The 21,831-nt window shown below is 62.8% G+C and carries 23 protein-coding genes; 17 read left to right on the plus strand and 6 right to left on the minus strand.

Annotated features, from left to right (window positions below; all coding sequences use genetic code 11):
- Position 1 precedes the first annotated feature (1 nt).
- The gene (locus tag GTP55_RS03035; RefSeq protein WP_202423505.1) at positions 2 to 1,156 is read left to right on the plus strand and encodes a COX15/CtaA family protein; all 1,155 of its coding nucleotides are present in this window, start codon (positions 2 to 4) and stop codon (positions 1,154 to 1,156) included.
- A 13-nt stretch (positions 1,157 to 1,169) separates the two neighbouring features.
- On the plus strand, positions 1,170 to 2,066 hold the full coding sequence (gene cyoE / locus GTP55_RS03040; RefSeq protein ID WP_161043511.1) for a heme o synthase: 897 nt from the start codon (positions 1,170 to 1,172) through the stop codon (positions 2,064 to 2,066).
- Here the strand turns inward: cyoE and GTP55_RS03045 are convergent, their stop codons facing one another.
- On the minus strand, positions 2,067 to 2,390 hold the full coding sequence (locus tag GTP55_RS03045) for a hypothetical protein (protein ID WP_161043512.1): 324 nt from the start codon (positions 2,388 to 2,390) through the stop codon (positions 2,067 to 2,069).
- A 1-nt stretch (position 2,391) separates the two neighbouring features.
- Positions 2,392 to 2,658 carry a hypothetical protein gene (locus tag GTP55_RS03050; RefSeq protein ID WP_161043513.1) on the minus strand — a complete coding sequence of 89 codons (267 nt, stop codon included), beginning with the start codon at positions 2,656 to 2,658 and terminating at the stop codon, positions 2,392 to 2,394.
- Between the two features lie 73 nt (positions 2,659 to 2,731).
- Between GTP55_RS03050 and GTP55_RS03055 the strand changes: the two genes are divergently transcribed.
- A complete protein-coding gene (locus tag GTP55_RS03055; protein WP_161043514.1) occupies positions 2,732 to 3,328 on the plus strand; it encodes an SCO family protein in 597 nt (198 codons plus the stop codon).
- A gap of 14 nt (positions 3,329 to 3,342) precedes the next feature.
- Complete coding sequence (locus GTP55_RS03060) at positions 3,343 to 4,386, plus strand: AI-2E family transporter (protein WP_161043515.1); 1,044 nt, start codon at positions 3,343 to 3,345, stop codon at positions 4,384 to 4,386.
- Between the two features lie 3 nt (positions 4,387 to 4,389).
- On the opposite strand, the gene GTP55_RS03065 is transcribed toward GTP55_RS03060, so the two are convergent.
- Both GTP55_RS03065 and nhaR read right to left on the minus strand, forming a co-directional pair.
- On the minus strand, positions 4,390 to 5,727 hold the full coding sequence (locus GTP55_RS03065) for a hemolysin family protein (protein WP_161043516.1): 1,338 nt from the start codon (positions 5,725 to 5,727) through the stop codon (positions 4,390 to 4,392).
- A gap of 75 nt (positions 5,728 to 5,802) precedes the next feature.
- Entirely contained in the window at positions 5,803 to 6,705 is a 903-nt protein-coding gene (gene nhaR, locus GTP55_RS03070) for a transcriptional activator NhaR (RefSeq protein WP_161043517.1), read from the minus strand.
- A gap of 101 nt (positions 6,706 to 6,806) precedes the next feature.
- On the opposite strand from nhaR, the gene GTP55_RS03075 reads away from it, so the two are divergent.
- From GTP55_RS03075 to GTP55_RS03090, 4 genes are all read left to right on the plus strand, one after another.
- Positions 6,807 to 7,856, plus strand: coding sequence for a DUF475 domain-containing protein (locus GTP55_RS03075; protein ID WP_161043518.1), 1,050 nt, complete (start codon positions 6,807 to 6,809; stop codon positions 7,854 to 7,856).
- Positions 7,857 to 7,939: 83 nt separating this feature from the next.
- Positions 7,940 to 8,515 carry a TerD family protein gene (locus GTP55_RS03080; RefSeq protein ID WP_161043519.1) on the plus strand — a complete coding sequence of 192 codons (576 nt, stop codon included), beginning with the start codon at positions 7,940 to 7,942 and terminating at the stop codon, positions 8,513 to 8,515.
- A gap of 24 nt (positions 8,516 to 8,539) precedes the next feature.
- Positions 8,540 to 9,238 carry a TIGR00266 family protein gene (locus tag GTP55_RS03085; RefSeq protein WP_161043520.1) on the plus strand — a complete coding sequence of 233 codons (699 nt, stop codon included), beginning with the start codon at positions 8,540 to 8,542 and terminating at the stop codon, positions 9,236 to 9,238.
- Positions 9,239 to 9,253: 15 nt separating this feature from the next.
- Positions 9,254 to 9,835 carry a TerD family protein gene (locus GTP55_RS03090; RefSeq protein ID WP_161043521.1) on the plus strand — a complete coding sequence of 194 codons (582 nt, stop codon included), beginning with the start codon at positions 9,254 to 9,256 and terminating at the stop codon, positions 9,833 to 9,835.
- A 142-nt stretch (positions 9,836 to 9,977) separates the two neighbouring features.
- Here GTP55_RS03090 and GTP55_RS03095 read toward each other — a convergent pair whose 3' ends face one another.
- Complete coding sequence (locus GTP55_RS03095) at positions 9,978 to 11,297, minus strand: porin (protein WP_161043522.1); 1,320 nt, start codon at positions 11,295 to 11,297, stop codon at positions 9,978 to 9,980.
- Between the two features lie 211 nt (positions 11,298 to 11,508).
- On the opposite strand from GTP55_RS03095, the gene GTP55_RS03100 reads away from it, so the two are divergent.
- From GTP55_RS03100 to GTP55_RS03140, 9 genes are all read left to right on the plus strand, one after another.
- Positions 11,509 to 12,933, plus strand: a complete 1,425-nt coding sequence (locus GTP55_RS03100) for an MFS transporter (protein WP_161043523.1) — start codon at positions 11,509 to 11,511, stop codon at positions 12,931 to 12,933.
- 16 nt (positions 12,934 to 12,949) lie between these two features.
- Entirely contained in the window at positions 12,950 to 13,768 is an 819-nt protein-coding gene (locus GTP55_RS03105; protein ID WP_161043524.1) for an HDOD domain-containing protein, read from the plus strand.
- Positions 13,769 to 13,859: 91 nt separating this feature from the next.
- The gene (locus GTP55_RS03110; RefSeq protein WP_161043525.1) at positions 13,860 to 14,600 is read left to right on the plus strand and encodes a FadR/GntR family transcriptional regulator; all 741 of its coding nucleotides are present in this window, start codon (positions 13,860 to 13,862) and stop codon (positions 14,598 to 14,600) included.
- Positions 14,601 to 14,743: 143 nt separating this feature from the next.
- Positions 14,744 to 15,655: a 5-dehydro-4-deoxyglucarate dehydratase gene (gene kdgD / locus GTP55_RS03115; protein WP_161043526.1), complete on the plus strand. Its 912-nt coding sequence runs from the start codon at positions 14,744 to 14,746 to the stop codon at positions 15,653 to 15,655.
- Positions 15,656 to 15,731: 76 nt separating this feature from the next.
- Positions 15,732 to 17,309 (plus strand): aldehyde dehydrogenase (NADP(+)), encoded by a 1,578-nt coding sequence (locus GTP55_RS03120; RefSeq protein WP_161043527.1) that lies wholly within the window; start codon positions 15,732 to 15,734, stop codon positions 17,307 to 17,309.
- A 1-nt stretch (position 17,310) separates the two neighbouring features.
- A complete protein-coding gene (locus GTP55_RS03125; protein ID WP_161043528.1) occupies positions 17,311 to 18,189 on the plus strand; it encodes an SMP-30/gluconolactonase/LRE family protein in 879 nt (292 codons plus the stop codon).
- 17 nt (positions 18,190 to 18,206) lie between these two features.
- On the plus strand, positions 18,207 to 19,754 hold the full coding sequence (locus GTP55_RS03130) for a glycoside hydrolase family 43 protein (protein ID WP_229257715.1): 1,548 nt from the start codon (positions 18,207 to 18,209) through the stop codon (positions 19,752 to 19,754).
- A 74-nt stretch (positions 19,755 to 19,828) separates the two neighbouring features.
- Positions 19,829 to 20,053, plus strand: coding sequence for a hypothetical protein (locus GTP55_RS03135; RefSeq protein WP_146235919.1), 225 nt, complete (start codon positions 19,829 to 19,831; stop codon positions 20,051 to 20,053).
- Positions 20,050 to 20,316 carry a hypothetical protein gene (locus tag GTP55_RS03140; protein ID WP_161043530.1) on the plus strand — a complete coding sequence of 89 codons (267 nt, stop codon included), beginning with the start codon at positions 20,050 to 20,052 and terminating at the stop codon, positions 20,314 to 20,316. The genes GTP55_RS03135 and GTP55_RS03140 overlap by 4 nt, the downstream gene beginning before the upstream one ends.
- 27 nt (positions 20,317 to 20,343) lie before the next feature.
- Here the strand turns inward: GTP55_RS03140 and GTP55_RS03145 are convergent, their stop codons facing one another.
- On the minus strand, positions 20,344 to 21,831 hold the full coding sequence (locus tag GTP55_RS03145; protein WP_202423509.1) for a pectinesterase family protein: 1,488 nt from the start codon (positions 21,829 to 21,831) through the stop codon (positions 20,344 to 20,346).

Here is a 21,831-nt window from a genome sequence, read left to right on the forward strand (position 1 = left end):
TATGCATCTCACTCTCGCACAAATGGCGGTAACGGCGCTGCTGATCGCGCTGCTGCCGGCCACCATTGTCTGGACTTCGTCGGACGCCAACAAGTACCGCAAGCTGGTGTGGGTCAGCGTGTTCCTGACGTTTGATCTGATCGTGTTCGGCGCCTTCACGCGGCTGACCGATTCCGGCCTTGGCTGCCCGGACTGGCCGGGCTGCTACGGCGCCGCCAATCCCTTCCTCGCGCATGACCAGATCGTCGCCGCCGAAGCGCTGATGCCGACTGGTCCGGTGACCGTGTTCAAGGCCTGGATCGAGATGATCCACCGCTACCTGGCCATGACCATCGGCGTGCTGATCGTGGCGATGATGGCGCAGTCCTGGTATCAATGGCGCAAGACCAGACGCGCCGAATACGCGCCATGGCTGCCGACCGCGCTGTTCTTCTTCGTCTGCCTGCAAGGCGCGTTTGGCGCCTGGACCGTGACGCTCAAGCTGCAGCCGGTGATCGTCACCATTCACCTGCTGCTGGGCATGGGCCTGCTGTCCATGCTGGTGTGGTACGGCGGCCGCCAGAATCATCTGAACGCGCCGCGTACGCTGGTCAGCGCCTCGCCGCCAGCCATGCGCAACATCCGCATCCTGGCCGGCGTGGCGGCAGCGCTGCTGCTGGTGCAACTGGCGCTGGGCGGCTGGACCAGCACCAATTACGCCACGCTGGCCTGCACCGACTTCCCGCTGTGCGGCGGCAAGCTGGTGCCGGAAATGGACTTCGAACATGGCTTCACGCTGTGGCGCGAGCTGGGCAAGACGGCCGCCGGCCACTACCTGCCGTTTTCGGCGCTGACGGCGATCCACTGGGTGCATCGCAATTTCGGCTTCATCGTTGCGCTGGTGGCGGGCTATGCCGCGTGGCGCGCGTGGGGGCATGACGTGCTGCATAAAACCGCACGCAACATCGCTTTGGTGCTGGCTGCGCAGATCATTACCGGCGTGGCCACCATCTACCTGAGTTTCCCGCTGACCATCGCCGTGCTGCATAACGCCGGCGCGGCGGCGCTGGTACTTTTGCTGACCATGTTAAACTACAAGGCTAAGTACCAGTACGACATTGCAAAAAAGGCAGCTTCGGGCGCCGCGCATCCCCCTTCGTCGACGGTACGGCATTGATTAAGTTGCCCTCATGACCACGCACACCGTAACCTCCAAACACCCGCCGCTCGTCGCGCAGTTCTGGGCGCTGACCAAACCCCGCGTCACCATGATGGCGGTGTTTTGTGCCGTCATCGGCATGTACCTCGGCATCCCGAACGGTTTGCCGAGTCTGTCGCTGGTGCTGTATGCGACGGTGGGTATCTGGTTGCTGACCGGTGCGGCGTTTGCGGTCAATTGCCTGGCGGAGCGGGAAGTCGATGCGCGCATGGCCCGCACCGCGCGCCGGCCGATGGTGATGGGCGACATTACCGTGACGCAGACCATTATCTTTGCGCTGGTGATCGGCGGCGCTGGCATGTGGGTGCTGTACACCTTCGTCAATGCGCTGACCATGTGGCTGACCTTCGTCACCTTCCTCGGTTACGCGATTATCTACACCATGATACTGAAGCCGGCCACGCCGCAGAACATCGTCATCGGCGGGCTGTCGGGGGCGATGCCGCCGGCACTGGGCTGGGCCGCGGTGGCCAATGATGTGCCGATGGAAGCCTGGCTGCTGGTGATGATTATTTTCGTCTGGACGCCGCCGCACTTCTGGGCGCTGGCGCTGTACCGCCGCGACGATTACGCGCGCTCGGGCCTGCCGATGCTGCCGGTCACGCACGGCATGAAGTTCACGCAGTTCCACGTGTGGCTGTACTCGATCGCGCTGGCGGCCACCACGCTGCTGCCGTACGCTGTGCAGATGAGCGGCCTGATCTACCTGGCCAGCGCCGTGATCCTGAACGCCGTGTTCCTGCACCACGCCTGGAAAATCTACCGCCACTACACCGACCTGATTGCCCGCAAAGCCTTCACCTGGTCGATCATCTACCTTGGCCTGCTGTTCCTCGCGCTGCTGGTGGATCACTACATCAAAATCTAATCAATTTTGCCTTTCCTCCTTATCTGGAGGCGGAAGAGGGACGACTTTTGCCACCATGGCTTGCAGCGTGGAGGAAATGCTCAGGCCAATAGAAAATGCCAGTAGCGGTCGCAAAGTAGAGCCGTCCAGGATGTAGAGCCAAGCCAAGGCGGCTCCCGCACACGGCCAAAAGATAAAGAAAATCCAGTATCGCAGATCTTTTGGTGTCCGCTTGTCCGACGGCTTTTTTCCGTCCTCCCACAGATCCATCATATTCCAGACAAAACCTCCAGAACCGGCAATCGTAACGAGCTGCCAAGTGGTAAGCGGGTCAATGGCTGCCATGTTATACCCCAACCTTGTTTGCTAGTAAGTCTAGCAATCGCCGGTTCCATGTAGAGTCCGCAAGGTATTTTTCTCTAGTCGTAAAGAGCGATTGCCCGCTGGCGTTTGTGTTGTAGGCGCGCAAAAACGATCCGCTGGTTTCTAGTAAAGTTAATACCGTTTCCAACGGGATTCCGGTTTCCTTAGCCAAGCTTGTCGCCGTACGCCATACATAGCTGGATTGGCGGATTGCGGTACGAATCTTTTCTTTAGCGTCGCTTTCACTCATGATGGCCTCCATGGCGGTATCATGCTGTTAGACCTGCCTCAGCAGACCAAGTTCAACTAACAGACCTATCTCGATGAAAAAAGTTCTCGCCCTTGCTTTGATTGCTGTTTCCCTGTTGGTCGCTTGCAGCGAGAAAAAGGCGGAGGCGCCGGCCAAGGTGGTGTTTCAGGGCACCGACCTGACCGGCGCGTCGTTCGCCAAGGATTTCGCCCTGACCGACCACAACGGCAAGCCGCGCACCATGGCCGATTTCAAGGGCAAGGTGGTGATCATGTTCTTCGGCTATACCCAGTGTCCGGACGTCTGCCCGACCACCATGGCCGAGATGTCGGAAGTCATGAAGCAGCTCGGCCCGCAGGCCGACCAGGTACAGGTGCTGTTCGTCACCGTCGATCCCGAGCGCGATACGCAAAAACTGCTGGCGCAATATGTGCCGGTGTTCGACAAGCGCTTCCTCGGCCTGTACGGCACGCCGGAGCAGACCGCCGCCGTCGCCAAGGAATTCAAGGTGATGTACGCCAAGGTGCCGGGCACCACGCCGGGCAGCTATTCGATGGATCACACCGCCGCCAGCTATGTGTTCGACAAGCAGGGCAAGATCCGCCTGCTGCTGCGTCCGGGCCAGCCGACTTCCACCACCGTGCATGACCTGAAACTGCTGCTGTCCTGAGCGCCGGAGGCCGCATGCAACAGCGCTTCCAGCCTTTCACCCGCCTGGCCGCCGTCATCCTGCTGGTGATCGGCTGTTTGGTGGTGCTGCGGCCGTTTCTGGCGGCGGTGCTGTTTGCCGCCGCCATCACCATCTCCAGCTGGCCGCTGTATGTGCGTCTGCTGGCCCGGCTCAAGCAGCGCCGCGTGATCGCCGCGCTGGTGATGAGCATTGGTCTGACCCTGCTGATCATCGTGCCGCTGACGCTGGTGACGTGGAATATCGCCGATAACGCCTCGTCGTACTACGACCAGATCAAGGCCAATCTCGACAGCGGCACGCTGGACCCGCCGCTATGGCTGAAGGATGTGCCGCTGGTGGGCGAGATGGTCGATACCTACCTGCGCAAGCTGCTGCACAGCCGCGAGGAACTGCTCAACGTCGCCAAGAACCTGCTGGAGCCGGGCCGCCGTCTGCTGCTGGGTGGCGGCATGGTGCTGGGCTCGGGTGTGGCGCAGGTCAGCCTGGCGGTGTTCGTCAGTTTCTTCCTGTACCGCGACGGCCACGCCATTTTGCAGGCGCTGGCCACCGGCATGAACAAGCTGATCGGCGAACAAAGCGTCACCGTGGTCGATACCGTCAGCCGCACCGTGCGCGGCGTCATGTACGGTCTGCTGGGCACGGCGCTGGCGCAGGCGGCGGTGGCGGCGGTCGGTTTTTTGATTGCCGGCGTGCCGGCCGTGGCGCTGCTGTCGGTCGCCACGTTCCTGTTATCGCTGATTCCGGTCGGGCCGCCGCTGATCTGGGGCGGGGCCACCATCTGGCTGTTCAACCATGGCGACACCGGCTGGGCCATCTTCATGTTCGTCTGGGGAATGTTCGTCATCAGCGGCGTCGACAACGTGGTCAAGCCGATGCTGATCTCGCGCGGCAGCAGCCTGCCATTTATCCTGGTGCTGCTGGGCGTGATGGGCGGGGTGCTGGCGTTCGGCTTTGTCGGCCTGTTCATCGGCCCCACGCTGCTGGCGGTGGGCCTGGGCCTGCTGCGCAACTGGACTGCGGACCAGCTGCATTCTTGACCGTCAATCCTGGTCGGCGTTGTCTTCGGTGTCATCCTTGGGGATGACCTTGACCAGCAGGATGCGCGGACCATTCATCTTCTTGGCGACGATGTCGAAGTGGCGGAAGCTGATGCGCTGGCCCTGTTTCGGGATATCGCCCAGCTTCAGCATCAGCAGGCCGCCGACCGATTCCACTTCCTCCATGCCGAGCTCTTCGTTTTCGATGTCGATGCCCAGCGTGCGTTCCAGCGAGAAGATCGGCAGGCTGGCCTTGCCGATCAGCGTGCCGTCCGGCTGCTTGAGCCAGTCGTTTTCGTTGAGGCGGAATTCGTCGTGGATTTCGCCGACCATCGCGCCCAGCAGGTTGTCCAGCGTGATGAAGCCAACCGGGCGCTTGCCCTTTTCACCGATCAGCGCAAAGTGCGGCGCGCCGTCGCGGAAGCGGCGGAACTGCTCCAGCGCCGCCGTGCGGGCGGAAATCGTCTCGACCGGTCGCAGGAACGGCACCAGGTCCGTCACCGGCCGGCCCGATTGCATGGCGAAGAACAAGTCCTTCAGGTGCACCACGCCCAGCACGGTCTCGCCGTCCTTGTCGTAGTAGGGATAGCGGCTGAAGCGGTTGCGCAGCATGGTGGCCAGGTTGTCGTTCAGCGGACGGCTGGCGTGCAGGCTGATCACTTCATTAATCGGACGCATCAGGTCGGACACCGACAGGTCGCTGAAATCGAGCGAGTGCGCCAGGATGTTGCGTTCGTCCTGGTTGAATTTTTCGCCCGGCTGGCTGGTGCGCAGAATCAGCTTCAGTTCATCGACCGAATAATGGCTGTCATGGCCGCCCTTGCCGGACAGACCCGCCAGGCCCAGCACCATATTGGCGCTGGCGTTCAGCACCCAGATGAACGGGTACATGGCCCAGTAGAAACCATATAGCGGAATCGCGCTCCACAGGCCGACCACTTCCGGCATGCGGATCGCCAGCGATTTTGGCGCCAGTTCGCCGACCACGATGTGCAGGAAGGAAATCACGCCAAACGCGAACACGAAGGCAATACCGTGCACCAATTCGGGCGAGGTGATGCCGATGAACGTCAGCAGCGGCTCCAGCAGGCCGGCGAAGGCCGGCTCGCCGACCCAGCCCAGGCCCAGCGAGGCCAGCGTGATGCCGAGCTGGCAGGCGGACAGATAAGCGTCCAGTTCTCCGTGTACTTTGCCGAGGATGCGTCCCTGTATTCCTTTGGTCTTGGCGATGGCGCGGACCCGCGTTTTTCGCAGAGTGACGATGCCGAATTCAGCAGCGACGAAGAAACCGTTCAAAGCAACCAGGAAGATGGCGAGAACGACGAGCAGGAGATTTTGCATAGGGGCCGAGCGGCAATTTACGTAGTTGAAACCTGCATCTTAAACGACTCGGCGCTGGTGCACCGCAAAATATGTTCATGCGAACAAGCCGCTATGCACCTCATTCAGGATGGCTTCGATGGCCGGATGGGTGATTTTGCGGGCGCTGGAGATGGCGTAGAAGTGCTCGCGCAGCTCGGGGGCGTCGCCCACCAGCACGGCGCCGAACTGGTCTTCGATGTCCTGCGCCAGCGCCGACGGTGCGAAGAAGAGTCCCAGGCCGTTACGGCCGAAAGTGTTGAGCATGGCGTTGTCCTCGAACTCGCCGACGATGTCCGGCCGCACCTTGCGCTCGACCAGCCAGGCGTCGATGCGGCCGCGCAGTGCGTTGTTGCGCGTGGGAACCAGCAGCGGTGCGCCGTGCAGGCTGTCCGGAAAATTGCGACGGTATTTGCGCGCCAGGCGCGGCACGCCGAACAGTTTCATGTCGCTTTCGCCCAGCAAGTGGCTGAAGACTTTGAGGCTGCCGCCGGCGCGCACTTCGCGGTCGGTCAGCACCACGTCCAGCTTGCCCAGCGCCAGGTCGGCCAGCAGGTTTTCAAATTCATCCTCCATGCAGACCAGGCGCACGCGGGTGTCCAGCTGCTGCGTTGCCTGCAGCAGGCGGAAGGCGATCAGCTTGGGCAGCGAATCGGAAATCCCGACCGCCAGCCGCATCTTGTCGGTTTCCGCTTCTTCCAGCGCGTCCTGCAGCTGGTCGCCCAGCAGGAAGATCTGGTCGCAATAGCTGAGCGCCAGCTTGCCCGCTTCGGTCGGCACCAGTCGCCGTCCCTGCGGTTCCAGCAGCTGCTTGCCGACCGCTTGTTCCAGTGATGCCAGCTGCATGCTGATGGTCTGCACCGCCAGTCCCAGCCGCTCGGCGGCGCGCGTGACGCCGCCTTCCTTGGCCACCATCCAAAAGAAATACAAGTGTCTGAAATTCAATCCGCTATTTTTCATGGTTCTGCTTTTACGAAGTAATACTTCAATTATCTTCTATTTTTCAATGCGTCGGTTTTCTTTACACTGCGTGCATCGATTAATAACTATGAGAGAAAACGATGAAGCATTTCAGGATTTCTTTCCTCGTCAGCTTTCTCTGCCTTGGCTTGGCAGGCTGGTGGGGCTATGGGCTGGCAGGGTGGGGCGGCGCGTTGTCGGCCTTTGGCATCGCGCTGATTCTGGCGGCGATGGAAGTGTCGCTGTCGTTCGATAACGCGGTGGTTAACGCCTCGGTGCTGAAGACCTGGGACGATTACTGGCAGAAGCTGTTCCTTGGCGTCGGCATCATCATCGCGGTGTTCGGCATGCGGCTGGTGTTCCCGCTGGTGATTGTGGCGGTGGCGGCCGACATGAGCATCGTCGATGTGTGGACGCTGGCGCTGAACGATCCCAAGACCTACTCGACGCACCTGACCAATCACCACGCTGAAGTGGCGGCGTTCGGCGGCATGTTCCTGCTGCTGGTGTTCCTCAACTTCCTGCTGGATGCGGAGAAGGAAACGCACTGGCTGGGGAATTTTGAGAAGAAACTCGGCTCGCTGGGCAAGGTCTCGTCTATCTCGGTGATGATCGCCATCGGCGTGCTGATGGGCTGCATGGGCCTGGTGGCCGAAGGCCAGAAGCTGGTGGTGCTGATTTCCGGCCTGTGGGGCATCCTGGTCTACGTCGGCGTCGACGGCATCAGCAGCCTGCTGGAGAAGGAAGAGGAGGGCGGCGGCAACGTCGGCGACATGGTCAAGCGCGGCGGTATCGGCGGCTTCCTGTACCTGGAAGTACTGGATGCGTCGTTCAGCTTCGACGGCGTGATCGGCGCCTTTGCGATCACCACCGACGTTGTCATCATCATGCTGGGCCTGGCCATTGGCGCGATGTTTGTCCGCTCGATGACGATTTACCTGGTGAAGAAGGGCACGCTGGACAAGTTCCTGTACCTGGAGCACGGCGCTCACTACGCCATCGGTATCCTGGCCGCGATCATGTTGGCAAGTATGAAGTACCACGTACCTGAAATTTTCACCGGCTTGATCGGCGTGGCGTTCATCGCCGCCTCGGTGTGGTCGTCGGTGCGCCACCGCCGCAAGCACGAAGCACTCGCCGTCACGGCGTAACAGAACCCGGCGGGCCGTTTTATACGGACAACGGCCCGCCGCCTTGTAGTACCTAGTCCGGTTTTCATTTAAGGAGCATCAAAATGGCAATCAGTCTGCAAAAAGGCGGCAACGTTAATCTGAGCAAAGAGGCCCCTGGCCTGTCGAAAATCACGGTCGGCCTGGGTTGGGACGTGCGTTCCACCGACGGCAACGCGTTCGACCTGGACGGCTCGGCTTTCCTGCTGAAAGTAGACGGCAAGGTCCGCAACGACAGCGACTTCATTTTCTACAACAACCTGAAATCGACCGACCAGTCGGTGACCCACTCGGGCGACAACCGCACCGGCGCCGGCGATGGCGACGACGAAACCGTCACCATCGACCTGACCAAGGTGCCGGCCGATGTGGAACGCATCGCGATCTGCGTCACCATCCACGAGGGCGACGCCCGCAAGCAGAATTTCGGCCAGGTGCAGAAAGCCTTCATCCGCACCATCAATGCCGGCAGCAATACCGAAATCGCCCGCTACGACCTGTCGGAAGACGGCTCGACCGAGTCGGCGATGATCTTCGGTGAGGTGTATCGCAACGGCGCCGACTGGAAGTTCAAGGCCGTCGGCCAGGGCTTCAAGGGCGGCCTCGGTCCGCTGGCCGCTTCGTTCGGCGTCGGCGTTTAACGTTCTCTGAAAGGACTCGCAATCATGCCTGTATTTACCATCACCGGCGACGTCGATCCATTTCTGCACGTGTCGATGCGCCAGGGAGAAAAAATCTACTGCGAATCGGGCGCCATGGTGATGATGGAAGCGGCGCTGGACTTGAAGGGCAAGGTTACCGGCGGCATCGGCGCGGCCATCATGCGGCGCTTCGCCAACGGCGAGTCCTTCTTCCAGCAGCACATTGAGGCGGTGCGCGGCGACGGCGATTGCCTGCTGTCGCCAACCCTGCCCGGCGCGATGCAGACGCTGGATCTCGGCAACCAGCAGTACATGCTGAGCGACGGCGCGTTTGTCGCCGCCACCTCCGGCGTGGAACTGAAGGTGCGCACGCAAAGCCTGGGCAACGCGCTGTTCGCCGGCAGCGGCGGTTTCTTCATCACCGAAACCAGCGGCGTCGGCCAGGCCGTGGTGTCGGGTTTCGGTTCGATCTCGCAGCTTGAGGTGGAACCGGGACGCGACGTCATCATCGACAACTCGCACGTGGTGGCCTGGGATAGCGCGCTGCGCTACGACATCTCGGTGACCACGGGCGGCAACAGCGGCTTCCTCAGCAACCTGGTGAACAGCCAGACCAGCGGGGAAGGCATGGTGCTGCGCTTCTCGGGCAAGGGCAAGATTTTGATCTGCTCGCGCAACAGCGCCTCGCTGCAAGCCTGGCTGACGCGTCAGTCGGCATCGTAAATTAAAGGAGTCACTATGACAGTCAATTTAAGCAAGGGCCAGAAAATCTCTCTGGAGAAGGAAGCCGGCGGCGCGCTCGGTCGCGTCACCATGGGTCTCGGTTGGGACGCTATCAAGAGCAAGGGCTTCCTCGGCTTCGGTTCCAAGACCGAAGCGGTCGACCTGGACGCTTCGTGCGTGATGTTCGACGAAGGCCACCGTCCGGTGGATGTGATCTTCTTCCGCCAGCTGAAAAGCAAGGACGGCAGCGTGGTCCACACCGGCGACAACCGCACCGGCGCCGGCGATGGCGACGATGAGCAGATCAACGTCGACCTGAACGCCGTGCCGGCGCAGATCAAGAGCCTGGTGTTTACGGTGAACAGTTTCACCGGCCAGACCTTTGCGCAGGTGGAAAATGCCTATTGCCGTTTGCTGGATGCCGCCAGCGGCAAGGAAGTGGCGCGTTTCAATCTGTCGGTGCAGGGGCCGCATTCGGCGCAGATCATGGCCAAGATCTACCGTCACAACGGCGAGTGGAAGATGCACGCCATCGGCGAGAACGGCAACGGACGGACGTTTGACGACCTGCTGCCGCAGATCGCGACCCACCTCTAACACTTATCCTCGGCTGTAGCTTTGGGCGGCGCACTGTACCGGCAGTGCCCCGCCTTTTTTTTTGCAGATGGCACCGGCGCAACCCGCACAACGCTGCGGCCAGGGCCTGACCCCGTACGGGGTCAGACCCTTTCGTTCGGGGTTAGAACGAGTGGCGCAGGCCGACGCTGAACATGGTGGTGCGGGCGTCGATGTTCTGGCCGGCGCCGGAGAACAGCGGCACTTCCTGCGTGCCCAGCGGGATCAGGATCGCGCCCGGACCGCCAGCCAGCGGCAAGGGTGTCGCGCTGCTGACCACGGTCTTGCCGCGCTTGTCCTTGATGCCGCCAAAGCGCGTGTAAAACGCCGTGCGCTTGGAGAAGTTGTAGTCCACGCCCAGCATCAGGCCACGGTCCTTGCCTTCGGTGTAGTTGGTGAAGCGGGTGTCGAGGAAGATCGCGCTCAGGTCGAACGCGCCGATCGGATGCTTGACGGTGGCAGTCCAGGTGCGCACTTTCGGATCGGTGTTGCCGCGCAGCGAGAACTTGGCTTCGTGGCCGCCAATCGCAACCGAGGTGCCGACGCCAGGGAAGGTGTATTTCACCGCGCCCATGTAGGAGCTGAATTTCTCGCCGATGAACAGCGGCACCAGCGTGGTGCCCGACACCACACCGATCGGCACGTTGTCGAAGTTGTTGCGGTGGTAGGACGCCAGCGCGACGATGTTGTCGGCGCGGTAGGCCAGCAACGCACCGGCGGTTTTGCCGCGGCCACTGGCGGTTTCCGCACCGGCGGTCTGGCCGCCGACGATCTGGCCGGTGGTGCTCGTCGCCACCGGCGTCGAGGCGGTGGCGGTGGCGCGCGCGGCGCTGATGCCGGTGCCGATGCCGGAGTTGGTGGCGTACGAGACGATCGCCGTGATCGGCCCTTGCTTGATGGCGTAGCTGAGCTGATTGTCCTGCCACGTCTGCACGGTGTTGACCACCAGGCCGGCGCCGAAGAAGTCGGTGCTGCCCAAGGCCTCCGGCGTCACCAGGTAATAGCCGATCAGCATCGGGCTGGCCTGGCGGCCGGCCTTGATTTCGCCGACCGGCGTGGTCAGGCCGACGTACGCCTGGCGGCCGAACAGGCGGTTGTCATTGGCCAGGCCGCCGTTGTCGATGGTGACGCCGCCCTCCAGCACGAACAGGCCGCGGTAGCCGCCGCCCAGGTCTTCCACGCCTTTAAAACCGATATTGCTCTGGCGCGTGTGCGATGGGCTCAGCCGCGTGGTCACGCTGGCCGGGGAGGCGATGCTGTTGGGGACAGGCGTGGTGCCGCTGACGCCAAACACGGTGCCCTGGACGTTGCCCTGGCTTTTGTCGATCCGGTCCAGGCCGACATCGAGCGTGCCGTAAATGGTGACGGAAGATTGCGCGGCGGCTTGGCCGGCGAACAAGGCGAGTGCAGTCAGGCACGCTGCGGATGCGGCGGTTCTCTTCATGTGGTTTGTCTCCGATATTTTTGGTTGTGTTCGGTAGCTCGACTCTATAGCAGTCCCGACAAAATGGCACGAGTGTTCGCATAATTCGTGGCTTGAACAACACACTTGCAAAAGCGAAGCGACGCTAGCGTTTTGCAAGCCGTTGCACGCGCACGCGGCGCATGCGGCAGAATGGCGGGGATTGGATTCAATGCGGCAAAAAAGGCGGCTTATGCAAAGCAGTACGCAGTCGCCGGCGGATGGCAAGAGCAAATGGATAGCCTTGCTGGTAGCCGGCGCGTTCTTTATGGAGAACCTGGACGGCACCGTGATCACCACGGCGGTGCCGGATATCGCGCACTCGTTCGGCGTGGCGCCGCTGGCGTTGAATATCGGCGTCAGCGCGTACCTGCTGACGCTGGGCGTATTCATTCCCATCAGCGGCTGGGTGGCAGAGCGCTTCGGCGCGCGCCGGGTGTTTGCCGCGGCGCTGGCGCTCTTTACGCTGGCGTCGGTGTTGTGCGGCATGGCCAGCAGCCTGAGTGAATTCGTCTGGCTGCGCGTGCTGCAAGGCGCGGGCGGGGCGATGATGGTGCCGGTTGGCCGTCTCGTGGTGCTGAACAACACGCCGAAGGAAAAACTGATTTCGGTGATCGCCACGCTGACCTGGCCGGCGCTGGTGGCGCCGGTGCTGGGGCCGCCGGTGGGCGGCTTCATCACCAGCTACGCGTCGTGGCGCTGGATTTTTTACCTGAACCTGCCGCTGGGCGTGATCGCGCTGGCGCTGGCGTGGTGGCTGATCCCCGACCAGCGCGCCGCCGAGCCGCGGCCGTTCGACTGGCCCGGCTTCCTGCTTAGCGGCAGCGCCTTGCTGTTGCTGACCTGGGGCGCGGAAGTGGTCGGCGGCCAGAATCCGGACTGGCAGGAGGCGGGCGCCTGCCTGATCGCCGGCGCGTTGCTGCTGGCGGCGCTGGGCTGGCATCTGAAGCGCGCCGCGCACCCGCTGATCGATTTGTCGTCGCTGGCGATACCGACGTTCTCCATCACCATCATCGGCGGCTCGCTGTTCCGCATGGCGATCGGCGCCGTACCGTTTTTGCTGCCGCTGATGTTCCAGCTGGGCTTCGGCCTGGATGCCTTCCATTCCGGCCTGCTGGTGATCGCCGTCTTCGCTGGCAACCTGATGATGAAGCCGGCCACCACGCCGATCATCCGCCGCTTCGGCTTTCGTCCGGTGATTTTGGTGAACGGCCTGGCCAACGTGACCACGCTGGCCGCCTGCGCCCTGCTGACACCGGCCACGCCGGTGTGGATGATCGCCGCCGTGCTGTTTGCCGGCGGCCTGACGCGCTCGATGCAGTTCAGCGCGCTCAACACGATCGCCTTTGCCGATGTACCGCAGGCGCGCATGGCGGCCGCCAACACCTTGTTCAGCACCGCGTTCCAGGTGGCGCTGGGCCTCGGTGTGGCGCTGGGCGCGAGCGGCGTGCGGCTCGGTCACTGGAGCGCGCAACAGCTCGGCATTGGCGGCTGGGCGGCCATCGATTACCGGCTGGCGTTCCTGCTGGTGGCGCTGATCAGCCTGCTCGGGCTGGCCGATGCATTGCGCCTCAGCGGCAACGCCGGCGAGCAAGTTGCAAGGGGCGGCCGTGGTTAAGCGCTATAATGTTTCCATGGAAAAACTGAAAGACTTCTCGCAGGTCCTCGCGCAAGCAAGCCGCGGCGAGCTGGTGTTCCCGACTAGCGTCAACGCCGTGCTGAGCCTGCAACTGGCGCTGGCCGATCCCGATAGCGAGATGGACGCGGTGATCCGCAAGGTGCTGGCCGAGCCGCTGCTGGCGGCCCGCACCGTGGCGCTGGCCAATGCGGCGGTGTTCAACCGCAGCGGCACGCCGGTGACCAGCGTGCGGGCGGCGGTGCAGCGGGTTGGCTATCGCAACCTGTACACCATGGCGGCGGCGATGGTGGTGCGCCAGTTTGGCGCCCGCATCCGCGACGCCGAACTGCGCCGGCAGGCCGACCAGCTGTGGCGCCACACGGCGCACGTGGCGGCGCTGGCGCATGTGATCGGCCGCAAGCTGACCTCCACCGATCCGGACACCGCGCTGTTTGCCGGCATCGTGCATGAGGCGGGCGGCTTTTATCTGCTGTCGCGCGCCGACGACATTCCCGGCCTGCTGGACGATCCGGCAGACTGGATGGGGGCGGCGCAGGAAATCATCGCCCGCGAGATGATGAAGAAAATGAGCATTCCCGAGCCGGTCAGCCAGGCCATCGTTTCGCTGCGCGGCGCCACGCTGACGCCGCCGCCGCTGGGCCTGCGCGATACCTTGCTGATCGCCAAGCGTCTGGCGCCGGTGCGCTCGCCGCTGGCAGCAGGGCAGGACAGCCCGTCGCTGACCGGCTTTATCGACGACAACGCGTTGCTCGAACAGATCCTGCTGGAATCGGCCGACGAAGCCGCCTCGATGAGCGCGGCGCTGCTGGTGTAAGCCCCTTATTTGTGGCAAAAATGATGTTGTCGATATAATGCACGCGCCAATCCGTGTATTCTTATAGTCGTCATACAACAATTCAACCGCCATGAATCAGATCGCATCAGTCCCCGCCGCCGCATTGCCGAAGAAGAAGCACCGCAACCTCGCCCAGGGCGTGGTGGAAAGCTTTACCGGCAGCATCCAGGCCGGCACGCTGAAACCGGGCGAAAAACTGCCGACCGAATCGGTCATCATGGAAATGCACGGCGTCAGCCGCACCGTGGTGCGCGAGGCCATCTCGCACCTGCAGGCCGCAGGCCTGGTGCAGACCCGCCACGGCATCGGCACCTTTGTGCTGGAGCCGCAGCCGACCAATATGTTTGCCGCCGATACCATCCGCACCATCGGCGACGTGCTGTCGATCCTGGAGCTGCGCATCAGCCTGGAAACCGAAGCCGCCTGGCTGGCCGCCAGCCGCCGCACCGACGAGCAGGTGGCGCTGATGGACGCCGCGCTGAAGCGCATCGTCGCCGCGCCCAACCGCGCCGTCGCGGTGGAATCGGACAAGGCCTTCCACCTGCTGATCGCGCAGGCCACCGGCAACCGTTATTTTGTCGACATCCTCAGCGACCTGGGCAACACCATCATCCCGCGCGCGCGCCTCGATTCGGAGCAGTTGGCGCATGATGACCCGAAAGCCTACCAGGAACGCGTCAACCGCGAGCATGACGATATTTACCACGCCATCCAGCGCAAGGATGCCGAAGCGGCACGGGCCGCCATGCGCACCCACCTCAGCAACAGCCGTGAACGCCTGCGCCGCGCGCAGCAAGAGGTGAGCGCTTAGCGCTGAAATAAGCAACATCCCAGCAAGCGATTGACAGCTTTACGTGAAATCGCTTGCTTCGATCCAGATCTAGTTGTACGATGTCATACAACACGACGAGATATCGTCCCTCATTTCACCAGACGTTAATATTGGAGACTGTAATGCAACCGAATGACCTGAAAAAAATCCTTTCCTCCGGCCTGCTGTCGTTCCCTGTAACGGACTTCGACGCGGAAGGTAACTTCAACAAGTCGACCTATATCAAACGTCTGGAATGGCTGGCCCCATACGGCGCGACCGCGCTGTTCGCCGCCGGCGGCACTGGCGAATTCTTCTCGCTGACCCCACAGGAATACCCGGAAATCATCAAGACCGCCGTCGATACCTGCCGTGGCCAGGTGCCGATCCTGGCTGGCGTCGGTGGTCCGACCCGCGTGGCCGCCGCCTACGCCAAAGAAGCCGAGAAAGCCGGCGCGCAAGGCCTGCTGCTGCTGCCGCACTACCTGACCGAAGCGTCGCAAGACGGCCTGATCGAACACGTGGCGGAAGTCTGCAAAGCCACCAACCTGGGCGTGGTGGTCTACAACCGCGCCAACTGCCGCCTGAGCCCAACCTCGCTGGCGATCCTGGCCGACCGTTGCCCGAACCTGATCGGCTTTAAAGACGGTATCGGCGATATCGAACTGATGGTGTCGATCTGGCGCAAAATGGGCGACCGCTTCAGCTACCTGGGCGGCCTGCCAACTGCGGAAGTGTACGCCGCAGCCTACAAGGCACTGGGCACCCCGGTGTACTCGTCGGCCGTGTTCAACTTCATGCCGAAACTGGCGATGGACTTCTACCACGCCGTGGCGTCGGACAACCACGCCGAACAGAACCGCATGATCGACGAATTCTTCCTGCCATACCTGGACATCCGCAACCGCAAAGCCGGCTACGCTGTATCGATCGTCAAGGCCGGCGCCAAGCTGGCGGGCTACGATGCCGGTCCGGTGCGCGCACCGCTGACCGACCTGACGGGCGAAGAAGTTGAAATGCTGCACAAGCTGATGCTCAAGCAGGGCGCGCAGTAATCGGCTAAGCTATAGCACAATAAGCAAAAATCAAAGCGCGGCTTCGTCCGCGCTTTTCACACATTAAGGAGTCACCATGCAAGTAGTTGGCGAAATGATTATCGGCCGCACCGCGGTTCAAGGCAAAGAAGGCACCGTCAAGGCCATCGATCCATCGCGTAACGTGGAAATCGAACCGGCGTTCGGCCTGGCCGGCGCTGCCGACCTGCAACGCGCTGCCGAACTGGCCGACAAGGCGTTCGACATCTACCGCGCCACCGGCCTGGAAGAGCGCGCCAAGTTCCTGGAAACCATCGCTGACCGCATTCTGGATCTCGGCCCCACCCTGATCGAGCGCGCGATGCAGGAAACCGGCCTGCCGCAAGCCCGCCTGGAAGGCGAGCGCGGTCGTACCGTCGGCCAGCTGCGCCTGTTCGCCAAAGTAGTGCGCGAAGGCCGCTTCCAGTCCGCGACGCTGGACAGCGCACTGCCAGACCGCGCACCGGCGCCACGTCCTGACCTGCGCCTGCGCAAGATCGGCCTGGGCCCGGTTGCCGTGTTCGGCGCCTCGAACTTCCCGCTGGCGTTCTCGGTGGCTGGCGGCGATACCGCCTCGGCACTGGCAGCCGGCTGCCCGGTCATCGTCAAAGCCCACTCGGCTCACCTGGGTACCTCGGAACTGGTCGGCAAGGCTGTCGCCAAAGCCGCTGAAGAGTGCAACATGCCGGAAGGCGTATTCTCGATGCTGATCGGCTCGGGCCAGACCATCGGCCAGAACCTGGTGTCGCATCCTGCCATCAAGGCGGTCGGCTTCACCGGCTCGCGCGCCGGCGGTGTCGCACTGATGCACACTGCGGCTGCCCGCAAGGAACCGATCCCGGTGTACGCAGAAATGAGCTCGATCAATCCGGTATTCCTGCTGCCAGGCGCGCTGGACAATCCTAAGCTGCCGCAACAGTTCGCCGATTCGCTGACGCTGGGCGCCGGCCAGTTCTGCACCAACCCAGGTCTGCTGATCGCGCTGAAATCCGACAAGCTGCAAGCGTTTGTGGACGCCGCCGCCGGCACCATCGGCGCCAAGCCGTCGCAGACCATGCTGACCCCGGGCATCCACAAAGCCTACACCAGCGGCGTCAAAGGCCTGGCTGGCGTGGACGGCGTCAAGCAAGTTGCGATCGGCCAGAGCGGCGAGCTGCCATGCGGCGCGCAAGCGTTCCTGTACCAGGTTGACGCCAAGCGCTTCCTGACCGACGCTGCGCTGGAAGGCGAAATCTTTGGCCCAACCTCGCTGCTGGTTGTGGCTGAGAACGAAGAAGAACTGCTGGCGGTGGCCGAGCACCTGGAAGGCCAGCTGACCGGCGCCGTGCACGCGACCGCCGACGACAAGGCGCTGGCCGCCAAGCTGCTGCCGGTGCTGGAGCGCAAAGTCGGCCGCATCCTGTTCAACGGCTTCGGCACCGGTGTGGAAGTGGCGTACGCCATGGTGCACGGCGGCCCGTTCCCATCGACTTCGGACAGCCGTACCACCTCGGTGGGCGCTTCGGCCATCGACCGCTTCCTGCGTCCAGTGTCGTACCAGGACGTGCCAGCCTACCTGCTGCCGGAATCGCTGCAGGACGCCAACCCGCAGAACATCCCGCGCGTGGTGAACGGCGACCTGGTCTGGAACGGCTAAGGTGGAGCGCGTAAGCGGCGTTTCCTGCACGGTGGGCGAGAGCCCGACGTGGAGCGCGGCGGAATCGGCCTGGTACTGGGTCGACATCCCCGCCAAACGCGTGTGGCGCATGGATGCCTCCAGCGGCGCCACCCGCTATTGGGATACCGCCGAAATGGCCGCCTGCGTGGCGACCAAGGCCGGCGGCGGCCTGATTGCGGGCATGGAGACCGGTATCTTCAGCCTGGAGCTGGGCGAGGCGCAAGCCGCGTCGGCGTTCAAGCTGGCGACGCCGGCTTCGGGCCTGGGTGAAGGCATGCGTTTCAATGACGGCCGTTGCGACCGTCAGGGCCGTTTCTGGGCCGGCACCATGTTCATGGACATGGGCGCCGCCAAGGCGGTCGGCCAGCTGTATCGCTACGACGCAGGGCGCGGCATTTCGGCGCCCTTCGTGTCCGAGTTGCTGACGCAGAACGGCACGGCGTTTTCGCCGGATGGTCGCATCATGTACCTGTCGGATTCGCATCCGCAACGGCGCATGGTGTGGGCCTTCGATTACGACCTCGCCGATGGTGTGCCTAGCAATCGCCGCGTGTTCGCCGATATGACCACCTACGTGGGCCGTCCGGACGGCGCTGCGGTCGATGCCGATGGCTGCTACTGGATCTGCGGTAACGACGGCGGCTGCGTGCTGCGTTTCACGCCGGACGGCAAGCTGGATCGCCGCATCGACGTGCCGATGCTGAAGCCATCCATGTGCGCCTTCGGCGGCAAGGATCTGGACACGCTGCTGGTCACCTCCATCGTCTCCGGCAAGCCGGAAGATGCGGAGTGGGGCGGGGCGGTGGCGCTGCTGCGTCCAGGTGTGAAAGGCGTTGCCGAAACGCCGTTTGGAGCATGATGATGGGGCGGATACTTTTGCGGTGTCTGCCCTTTTTCTTTGCGGCCCTGCTGGCCGCATGCGCGACTGCGCCGCGCGAAAATGAGTATACGAATCCGATTATCCACGCCGACTATTCGGACCCGGATGCGATCCGCGTCGGCGAGACGTATTACCTGGTTTCTTCCAGCTTCAATAATGCGCCGGGATTGCCGCTGTTGCAGTCGCCGGACATGGTCAACTGGACCCTGGTCGGCCACGCCCTGCCGCATCTGGTGCCGCTGGATGTTTTCGCCAGGCCGCAGCATGGCAAGGGCGTATGGGCGCCGAGCCTGCGCTACCACGACGGCAAGTTCTGGATTTTCTATCCCGATCCCGATTTCGGCATCTATGTGATCACGGCAACGACGTTCGCCGGTCCGTGGACCGCGCCGCATCTGCTGGCGGCCGGCAAAGGGCTGATCGATCCGACGCCGCTGTGGGATGATGACGGCCAGGCCTATCTGCTGCATGCGTGGGCGAAGAGCCGCGCCGGCTTCGCCAACGTGCTGACCTTGCGCCGCATGGCGCCGGACGCCAGTCGCCTGCTCGATGACAAAGGCACGGTGATCATCAACGGCGACAAGCTGCCGAAGTACACCACACTGGAAGGGCCGAAGTTCTACAAGCGCGACGGCTACTACTACGTGTTTGCGCCGGCCGGCGGCGTGGAAACGGGATGGCAGTCGGTGTTCCGTTCGCGCAGTATCGGCGGGCCGTATGAGGACCGCATCGTGCTGGCGCAGGGCGGTTCGCCGGTCAACGGTCCGCACCAGGGCGCGTGGGTGCAGACGCCGCAAGGCGAGGACTGGTTCATCCACTTCCAGGACAAGCGCGCCTACGGCCGCGTGGTGCATCTGCAGCCGATGACGTGGCGTGATGGCTGGCCGCTGATCGGTGAAGACATCGGCGGCACGGCGGGCCAGCCGGTGCTGCGCTACCGCTTGCCGGTAAGCGGAGGGGCGAAAGCCGCGCCGCCGACCAGCGATGAATTCAACGGGCCGGCGCTCGGCCTGCAATGGCAGTGGAATGCGAACTGGCAGCCGTCGTGGTACGCGCTGGATGGCGGCAAGCTGCGCCTGTTTGCGCAGCCGCGTGACGGCAATCTGTGGGACGTGCCGTCGCTGCTGCTGCAAAAGCTGCCGGCGGAAACCTTCACCGTCGAGACCAGGCTGGATGCTGCCGGCCAGGCCGAAGGCGGCGTCGCGGGTCTTGTTATGTACGGCGCCGATTACGTCTGGCTGGGCACCCGCCGTCTCGACGGCGGCACCCAGCTGGCGCTGGTGAGCTGCTACAAGGCCGATGTCAAATGCCACGAGCAGCAGGAAGCGGGCGTGGAGCTGCCGTCGCCGCAAGTGTGGTTGCGCATGCAGGTGATCGCCGGCGGCGTCACGCAATTCTCCTACAGCGTGGACGGCAAAAAGTACACGCCGATCGGCGCGCAATTCACCGCCAAAATGGGCCGCTGGGTCGGCGCCCAGATGGGCCTCTTCAGCGCCGGCAACGGCGGCCATGCCGACATCGACTACTTCCGCGTCACGCCCTGATTCGTTTGGCTTGGATCAAACGACCGCAGCGCACCATCGCAGTATAATTTTCCCTCACCATGCGGAGGTGCATCATGCGAACCATGACGTTGAGCTTGCCAGAAGAAATTGACGATTTCCTTAATACTTTTGCTTGTGAACAGGGGATCAGCAAGGCAAGAGCCATGAAGGGGGCATTCTCGCTTCTGAAAATTGCCTACGACCAGAAGCAAAAAGGAGATGGTTCATCGCTGGGTTTGGTCCAGCGCATGCCTGACAATTCCCTGCGTGCTGTTGGGGTGGTAACAGGCGTACGATGAGTACGCCGAGCGAACAAGAAGTCGATCTTTTCGACATCTTTCCACGATCGCCGGAACCGGCGATCAATGAGCGCGATCGGCTCATATTTGCCAAACAGCTTACTGCGGGATTGGCGCTCATCAGCTCAGCCATCATGGCTGGGTACGCCTGTTACCCTGACAACCAGGCGCTGGCGGCATTGATCGAAATTATCAAGATCGGGATGCTGCCAATGGCGACGCTGGTGATTTCGTTTTACTTCACCAGCGGCACGAAAAAATAAATGCTCATTCTGCGGTTGCGATGCGCATCAGCGTGTCGGCGCCCAGTCGCCCAGTATCCACGCTGGGTTGCTGTAGTTTCGGATGGTCTCGGCGTCGCGCTCCATCGTTAGTTGGCGCGAGGCTGGATTGCGTTGGCTGACGTCCACCGGCGTGCCATCTGCATTGCGGCTGTTGAATTCCCAAAAGTGCACGTTGGCCGCGTCACCGTCGATCTGTCCCCAGCCGGCGGGACTGATGCCGCTTAGCGTAGTGTTGATCAGCACCGCTTCGGCATACGGATAGTTGTTGCCCTTGTTGGCCGGCAGGCGCGCCAGTTCAGTCGGTCCGGCAAGCGCGGTGAAGCGGCAGTCGACAAACACGTTGCCGTGATTGGTGGCCGGATTGCGTATCCACATGAACGCATGCTGCGACTGGATGTCGCAGCGCTCGAAGAACGCCGGACCGCGGCCGAGGATCGTGTCGCCGTGGCCGACCACCTTCACGTCGGGCAGATACGTGCTGCCGTTGACCTGCAAGGCGTCGCCCGAGCCGATGACGGTGGTGTTGGCGACGATGTTTTCCGAGCCGGTGATCAGCAAGCCTTCGGCCTGGCCTTGCAATGTGGTTTCCAGCGTCAGATCGCGCAGGTGAACGCCTTTGACGTTATCCGCCGCAAACGCCGCGCGCCGCGACGGGAAAGTGCCCGGCTGCTCGTTGGTGCTGATGTTGGGTGGATGGGGATTGAACACTTCATTATTCGCGTAGTGAATGCGCACCTTGTCGCGTGCCTCGCCCTGCACGGTGATGTTGGACTTGTTGCGGAAGTAGACGATCTCCTCGTAGTCGCCATTGCGCACGAAGATGGTCACGCGTCTGGCTGGATGATCCGGCACGTAATCGAGCGCGCCTTGTACGGTGCTGAAGTCGCCCTTGCCGTCGGCGCTGACCACCACGCGCTGCGCATCGGCCGCCGGGCCGCGTGGCTTGGTGCTGAACTCCCACGGCTTGATCGCTTGGCCGAAGACTGCGTTGTCAATCTGCACGCGATAGCGCTTGCCGTAGGCGAGCAGGTTGTTGTGCGGGTAGATGGTCGCCGTCTTGTCGTGCACGATCACTGGATGGAAGTGGAAGCCGTCCGTAAAGCCGCCGATGATGGTGAGCTGGTATTTGCTGCCGTCACTTGGCTCGGCGCCTGCGGACGGTGTGCCGGCTTTGGTGTTGGCATTGGTTGCGCGCGGGCCGGCTGCGTAGACGTAGGGCGTGGTCAGGTAGGGCGCTGCCGGCAGTTTGGTGCGTTCGGTGGGGCCGGCTGGGATGCTGAGGTCCAGCGTGTCCACCAGCTGTCCGCTGGCGGCGTCGTAGATGCGGATCAGCCCCGCGCTGCCCAGCACCGGCGGCTGGTCGAAGCGCAGTGTCAGATGCGTGTCCGGATTGACCTGCCGCGCGCCGGCAGCGGGCAGCAGGATGGTTGCCGCGCTGCCCGGTGCAGCAGCGGCGATCAGGGCCAAGGTGCAGAGCAGGCGCGGAATCATCAT

The sequence above is a fragment of the Duganella margarita genome, assembly GCF_009857535.1.
Taxonomy (GTDB): domain Bacteria; phylum Pseudomonadota; class Gammaproteobacteria; order Burkholderiales; family Burkholderiaceae_D; genus Rugamonas; species Rugamonas margarita.

Coding starts and splice junctions, on each gene's coding strand:
- kdgD (WP_161043526.1), top strand. CDS start 14,744: ATGCAACCGAATGACCTGAAAAAAATCCTTTCCTCCGGCCTGCTGTCG.
- GTP55_RS03060 (WP_161043515.1), top strand. CDS start 3,343: ATGCAACAGCGCTTCCAGCCTTTCACCCGCCTGGCCGCCGTCATCCTG.
- GTP55_RS03080 (WP_161043519.1), top strand. CDS start 7,940: ATGGCAATCAGTCTGCAAAAAGGCGGCAACGTTAATCTGAGCAAAGAG.
- GTP55_RS03075 (WP_161043518.1), top strand. CDS start 6,807: ATGAAGCATTTCAGGATTTCTTTCCTCGTCAGCTTTCTCTGCCTTGGC.
- GTP55_RS03085 (WP_161043520.1), top strand. CDS start 8,540: ATGCCTGTATTTACCATCACCGGCGACGTCGATCCATTTCTGCACGTG.
- GTP55_RS03035 (WP_202423505.1), top strand. CDS start 2: ATGCATCTCACTCTCGCACAAATGGCGGTAACGGCGCTGCTGATCGCG.
- GTP55_RS03045 (WP_161043512.1), bottom strand. CDS start 2,390: ATGGCAGCCATTGACCCGCTTACCACTTGGCAGCTCGTTACGATTGCC.
- GTP55_RS03120 (WP_161043527.1), top strand. CDS start 15,732: ATGCAAGTAGTTGGCGAAATGATTATCGGCCGCACCGCGGTTCAAGGC.
- cyoE (WP_161043511.1), top strand. CDS start 1,170: ATGACCACGCACACCGTAACCTCCAAACACCCGCCGCTCGTCGCGCAG.
- GTP55_RS03140 (WP_161043530.1), top strand. CDS start 20,050: ATGAGTACGCCGAGCGAACAAGAAGTCGATCTTTTCGACATCTTTCCA.
- GTP55_RS03100 (WP_161043523.1), top strand. CDS start 11,509: ATGCAAAGCAGTACGCAGTCGCCGGCGGATGGCAAGAGCAAATGGATA.
- GTP55_RS03065 (WP_161043516.1), bottom strand. CDS start 5,727: ATGCAAAATCTCCTGCTCGTCGTTCTCGCCATCTTCCTGGTTGCTTTG.
- GTP55_RS03090 (WP_161043521.1), top strand. CDS start 9,254: ATGACAGTCAATTTAAGCAAGGGCCAGAAAATCTCTCTGGAGAAGGAA.
- GTP55_RS03050 (WP_161043513.1), bottom strand. CDS start 2,658: ATGAGTGAAAGCGACGCTAAAGAAAAGATTCGTACCGCAATCCGCCAA.
- GTP55_RS03135 (WP_146235919.1), top strand. CDS start 19,829: ATGCGAACCATGACGTTGAGCTTGCCAGAAGAAATTGACGATTTCCTT.
- GTP55_RS03105 (WP_161043524.1), top strand. CDS start 12,950: ATGGAAAAACTGAAAGACTTCTCGCAGGTCCTCGCGCAAGCAAGCCGC.
- GTP55_RS03055 (WP_161043514.1), top strand. CDS start 2,732: ATGAAAAAAGTTCTCGCCCTTGCTTTGATTGCTGTTTCCCTGTTGGTC.
- GTP55_RS03095 (WP_161043522.1), bottom strand. CDS start 11,297: ATGAAGAGAACCGCCGCATCCGCAGCGTGCCTGACTGCACTCGCCTTG.
- GTP55_RS03110 (WP_161043525.1), top strand. CDS start 13,860: ATGAATCAGATCGCATCAGTCCCCGCCGCCGCATTGCCGAAGAAGAAG.
- nhaR (WP_161043517.1), bottom strand. CDS start 6,705: ATGAAAAATAGCGGATTGAATTTCAGACACTTGTATTTCTTTTGGATG.
- GTP55_RS03145 (WP_202423509.1), bottom strand. CDS start 21,831: ATGATGATTCCGCGCCTGCTCTGCACCTTGGCCCTGATCGCCGCTGCT.